General features: G+C 55.1%; 3 rRNA genes. All 3 read left to right on the top strand.

Going from position 1 to position 5,545, the window contains the following annotated elements:
• Positions 1 to 236: 236 nt before the first annotated feature.
• The 3 genes from ABD204_RS14065 to rrf all read left to right on the top strand — a co-directional run bounded on the left by ABD204_RS14065 (position 237) and on the right by rrf (position 5,491).
• Positions 237 to 1,760: ribosomal RNA gene (locus ABD204_RS14065) — 16S ribosomal RNA — on the top strand.
• A 386-nt stretch (positions 1,761 to 2,146) separates the two neighbouring features.
• Positions 2,147 to 5,254: ribosomal RNA gene (locus ABD204_RS14060) — 23S ribosomal RNA — on the top strand.
• Positions 5,255 to 5,374: 120 nt separating this feature from the next.
• Positions 5,375 to 5,491 (top strand): 5S ribosomal RNA (gene rrf, locus ABD204_RS14055).
• Together the 16S, 23S and 5S rRNA genes form the textbook arrangement of a ribosomal RNA operon.
• The last annotated feature ends 54 nt before the right edge of the window (positions 5,492 to 5,545 follow it).

The following is a 5,545-nucleotide window of genomic DNA, read 5'->3' as shown; positions in this document are numbered from 1 at the left end:
GGTGGGGTATGATTGTGAAGTTGCCCTTCTGGGCCTGCTTGGTTGTGGGCTGGTTGGTGCGTCCGATCTTTGAGAACTCAACAGCGTGCACTTGTCAAATGCCAAATAACCTCGGCCACATTTTTGTGGTTTGAGATTCCTTTGGATCAATTTTGGATTGTCAGCAATGGCATCCGTTTGGTCATGATTGAACTCGCTTTTCCTGGTCTTATTCCGATTGGGTTGAGCAACTGTTTTTTACGGAGAGTTTGATCCTGGCTCAGGATGAACGCTGGCGGCGTGCTTAACACATGCAAGTCGAACGGTGAAACAGAGCTTGCTCTGTGGATCAGTGGCGAACGGGTGAGTAACACGTGAGCAACCTGCCCTGGACTCTGGGATAAGCGCTGGAAACGGCGTCTAATACTGGATATGAGATGCGATCGCATGGTCGTGTTTGGAAAGATTTTTCGGTCTGGGATGGGCTCGCGGCCTATCAGCTTGTTGGTGAGGTAATGGCTCACCAAGGCGTCGACGGGTAGCCGGCCTGAGAGGGTGACCGGCCACACTGGGACTGAGACACGGCCCAGACTCCTACGGGAGGCAGCAGTGGGGAATATTGCACAATGGGCGAAAGCCTGATGCAGCAACGCCGCGTGAGGGATGACGGCCTTCGGGTTGTAAACCTCTTTTGGTAGGGAAGAAGCCTTCGGGTGACGGTACCTGCAGAAAAAGCGCCGGCTAACTACGTGCCAGCAGCCGCGGTAATACGTAGGGCGCAAGCGTTATCCGGAATTATTGGGCGTAAAGAGCTCGTAGGCGGTCTGTCGCGTCTGCTGTGAAATCCCGAGGCTCAACCTCGGGCTTGCAGTGGGTACGGGCAGACTAGAGTGCGGTAGGGGAGATTGGAATTCCTGGTGTAGCGGTGGAATGCGCAGATATCAGGAGGAACACCGATGGCGAAGGCAGATCTCTGGGCCGTTACTGACGCTGAGGAGCGAAAGGGTGGGGAGCAAACAGGCTTAGATACCCTGGTAGTCCACCCCGTAAACGTTGGGAACTAGTTGTGGGGTCCTTTCCACGGATTCCGTGACGTAGCTAACGCATTAAGTTCCCCGCCTGGGGAGTACGGCCGCAAGGCTAAAACTCAAAGGAATTGACGGGGACCCGCACAAGCGGCGGAGCATGCGGATTAATTCGATGCAACGCGAAGAACCTTACCAAGGCTTGACATACACCAGAACGGGCCAGAAATGGTCAACTCTTTGGACACTGGTGAACAGGTGGTGCATGGTTGTCGTCAGCTCGTGTCGTGAGATGTTGGGTTAAGTCCCGCAACGAGCGCAACCCTCGTTCTATGTTGCCAGCACGTAATGGTGGGAACTCATGGGATACTGCCGGGGTCAACTCGGAGGAAGGTGGGGATGACGTCAAATCATCATGCCCCTTATGTCTTGGGCTTCACGCATGCTACAATGGCCGGTACAATGGGCTGCGATACCGCGAGGTGGAGCGAATCCCAAAAAGCCGGTCCCAGTTCGGATTGAGGTCTGCAACTCGACCTCATGAAGTCGGAGTCGCTAGTAATCGCAGATCAGCAACGCTGCGGTGAATACGTTCCCGGGTCTTGTACACACCGCCCGTCAAGTCATGAAAGTCGGTAACACCTGAAGCCGGTGGCCTAACCCTTGTGGAGGGAGCCGTCGAAGGTGGGATCGGTAATTAGGACTAAGTCGTAACAAGGTAGCCGTACCGGAAGGTGCGGCTGGATCACCTCCTTTCTAAGGAGCTTCTGAACTCTCTTCGGGGGGTTCCAGAGCCCGCTTCGAGCGTTCGTCTCGGAGGGGTTTGCTCATGGGTGGAACATTTGATGGGGTGCTGGTTTCTGAGTGATCTGTTTAGTACGCCCTTTCGGGGGTTGGAACGGTGGGTTGTGAGGTGCTGGTACATGCACGCTGTTGGGTCCTGAGGGACCGGGTGCTGCTCCTGCTTTCGGGTGGGTGTGGTGGCTGACTCTCTGGGCCCCTTTTGGTGTCTCCCTGTGGGGGATGTCTGGGGGGTACCGCCCGTACTTTGAGAACTACACAGTGGACGCGAGCATCTTAAAGACACACTTTTGTGTGTTTTTGAAATAGCGATTTTTTGATCGATAGATCAGCTCATGTGATTTCAAGTCTTTAAGAGCAAACGGTGGATGCCTTGGCATCTGGAGCCGAAGAAGGACGTAGCAATCTGCGATAAGCCTCGGGGAACTGATAAGCGAGTTTTGATCCGAGGATTTCCGAATGGGGAAACCCCGCCGGGCGGCGTGCCGACCTGGTGACTCCCGTCTGAATGTATAGGACGGGTAGAGGGAACGTGGGGAAGTGAAACATCTCAGTACCCACAGGAAGAGAAAACAACCGTGATTCCGTGAGTAGTGGCGAGCGAAATCGGATGAGGCTAAACCTTATGCGTGTGATAGCCGGCAGGCGTTGCGTGTGAGGGGTTGTGGGACGTGCTTGATCATCCTGCCGGGTGATCGACGTGATGGAAGCGTGTAGACGAACGGTCTTGAAAGGCCGGCCATAGTGGGTGCCAGCCCCGTAGTCGAAATGCGTGTTTCAGCGTGGCGTGTATCCCAAGTAGCACGGGGCCCGAGAAATCCCGTGTGAATCTGTCAGGACCACCTGATAAGCCTAAATACTCCCAGATGACCGATAGCGGACAAGTACCGTGAGGGAAAGGTGAAAAGTACCCCGGGAGGGGAGTGAAATAGTACCTGAAACCGTTTGCTTACAAACCGTTGGAGCCTCCTTAGTAGGGGTGACAGCGTGCCTTTTGAAGAATGAGCCTGCGAGTTAGCGATACGTGGCGAGGTTAACCCGTGTGGGGTAGCCGTAGCGAAAGCGAGTCTGAACAGGGCGTTTCAGTCGCGTGTCCTAGACCCGAAGCGAAGTGATCTATCCATGGCCAGGTTGAAGCGACGGTAAGACGTCGTGGAGGACCGAACCCACTTAGGTTGAAAACTGAGGGGATGAGCTGTGGATAGGGGTGAAAGGCCAATCAAACTTCGTGATAGCTGGTTCTCTCCGAAATGCATTTAGGTGCAGCGTTGCGTGTTTCTTGCCGGAGGTAGAGCTACTGGATGGCCGATGGGCCCTACAAGGTTACTGACGTCAGCCAAACTCCGAATGCCGGTAAGTGAGAGCGCAGCAGTGAGACTGTGGGGGATAAGCTTCATAGTCGAGAGGGAAACAACCCAGACCACCAACTAAGGTCCCTAAGCGCGTGCTAAGTGGGAAAGGATGTGGAGTTGCTCAGACAACCAGGAGGTTGGCTTAGAAGCAGCCACCCTTGAAAGAGTGCGTAATAGCTCACTGGTCAAGTGATTCCGCGCCGACAATGTAACGGGGCTCAAGCACGCCACCGAAGTTGTGGCATTGACATTATTGGTAGGCCTTCGTGGTCCAGCCGTGTTGATGGGTAGGAGAGCGTCGTGTGGGCAGTGAAGCGGCGGGGTGACCCAGCCGTGGAGGCCACACGAGTGAGAATGCAGGCATGAGTAGCGAAAGACGTGTGAGAAACATGTCCTCCGAAAGACCAAGGGTTCCAGGGTCAAGCTAATCTTCCCTGGGTAAGTCGGGACCTAAGGCGAGGCCGACAGGCGTAGTCGATGGACAACGGGTTGATATTCCCGTACCGGCGAAGAACCGCCCAAGCTAATCCAGTGGTGCTAAGAGTCCTAACCAGGAATGGATGGATCCCTTCGGGGTGAAGCCGTCCTGGCGAACGCTCGACCCCATGCTGGTGCGGCTAGCGTATTAACAGGTGTGACGCAGGAAGGTAGCCCATGCCAGGCGATGGTTGTCCTGGTGCAAGTGCGTAGGCCGAGTGGTAGGTAAATCCGTCACTCATTCAGGCTGAGACACGATGCGGATGAAAAGTGGGTGATCCTATGCTGCCGAGAAAAGCATCGACGCGAGGTTCTAGCTGCCCGTACCCCAAACCGACTCAGGTGGTCAGGTAGAGAATACCAAGGAGATCGAGAGAATCGTGGTTAAGGAACTCGGCAAAATGCCCCCGTAACTTCGGGAGAAGGGGGGCCATCCACTTATACCGCCTTGCGCGGGAAAGGGTGTGGTGGCCGCAGAGACCAGTGGGTAGCGACTGTTTACTAAAAACACAGGTCCGTGCCAAGTCGCAAGACGATGTATACGGACTGACGCCTGCCCGGTGCTGGAAGGTTAAGAGGACGGGTTAGCCGTAAGGCGAAGCTCAGAATTTAAGCCCCAGTAAACGGCGGTGGTAACTATAACCATCCTAAGGTAGCGAAATTCCTTGTCGGGTAAGTTCCGACCTGCACGAATGGCGTAACGACTTCCCAACTGTCTCAACCACGAACTCGGCGAAATTGCATTACGAGTAAAGATGCTCGTTACGCGCAGCAGGACGGAAAGACCCCGTGACCTTTACTACAGCTTGGTATTGGTGTTCGGTGTGGCTTGTGTAGGATAGGTGGGAGACTTTGAAGCGGACACGCCAGTGTTCGTGGAGTCGTTGTTGAAATACCACTCTGGTCACTCTGGATGTCTAACTTCGAACCGTAATCCGGTTCAGGGACAGTGCCTGGTGGGTAGTTTAACTGGGGCGGTTGCCTCCCAAAATGTAACGGAGGCGCCCAAAGGTTCCCTCAACCTGGTTGGCAATCAGGTGGCGAGTGTAAGTGCACAAGGGAGCTTGACTGTGAGACTGACAGGTCGAGCAGGGACGAAAGTCGGGACTAGTGATCCGGCAGTGGCTTGTGGAAGCGCTGTCGCTCAACGGATAAAAGGTACCTCGGGGATAACAGGCTGATCTTGCCCAAGAGTCCATATCGACGGCATGGTTTGGCACCTCGATGTCGGCTCGTCGCATCCTGGGGCTGGAGTAGGTCCCAAGGGTTGGGCTGTTCGCCCATTAAAGCGGTACGCGAGCTGGGTTTAGAACGTCGTGAGACAGTTCGGTCCCTATCCGCTGCGCGCGTAGGAAGTTTGAGAGGATCTGACCCTAGTACGAGAGGACCGGGTTGGACGAACCTCTGGTGTGTCAGTTGTTCCGCCAGGAGCACCGCTGATTAGCTACGTTCGGGATGGATAACCGCTGAAAGCATCTAAGCGGGAAGCCGGCCTCAAGATGAGACTTCCATACCTTCGGGTGAGAGGCTCCCAGCCAGACTACTGGGTTGATAGGCCGGATGTGGAAGCGCAGCAATGCGTGAAGCTGACCGGTACTAATAAGCCGATGACTTGATAACACCCCCGCTCATTTCTTAATAAGCGTGACTCGCGTCCACCGTGTGGTTCCCGATGTACGGTCGGGAACAACCACAACAAGAACCATTCTTTGTTGTGACCGAATGAAACATCGATAGTGTTTCGGCGGCCATAGCGAGAGGGAAACGCCCGGTCCCATTCCGAACCCGGAAGCTAAGCCTCTCAGCGCCGATGGTACTGCAGGGGACACCCTGTGGGAGAGTAGGACACCGCCGGACTTCCCTTACCGGAAATGGCCACCCAACGCAGGGTGGCCATTTCCGCGTTAACAG

Origin of the sequence: Microbacterium aquimaris (genome assembly GCF_039531285.1) — a bacterium.
Lineage (GTDB): Bacteria > Actinomycetota > Actinomycetes > Actinomycetales > Microbacteriaceae > Microbacterium > Microbacterium aquimaris.
The sequence above is the reverse complement of the archived record's forward strand: the minus strand, read 5'-3'. Positions and strand labels throughout refer to the sequence as shown.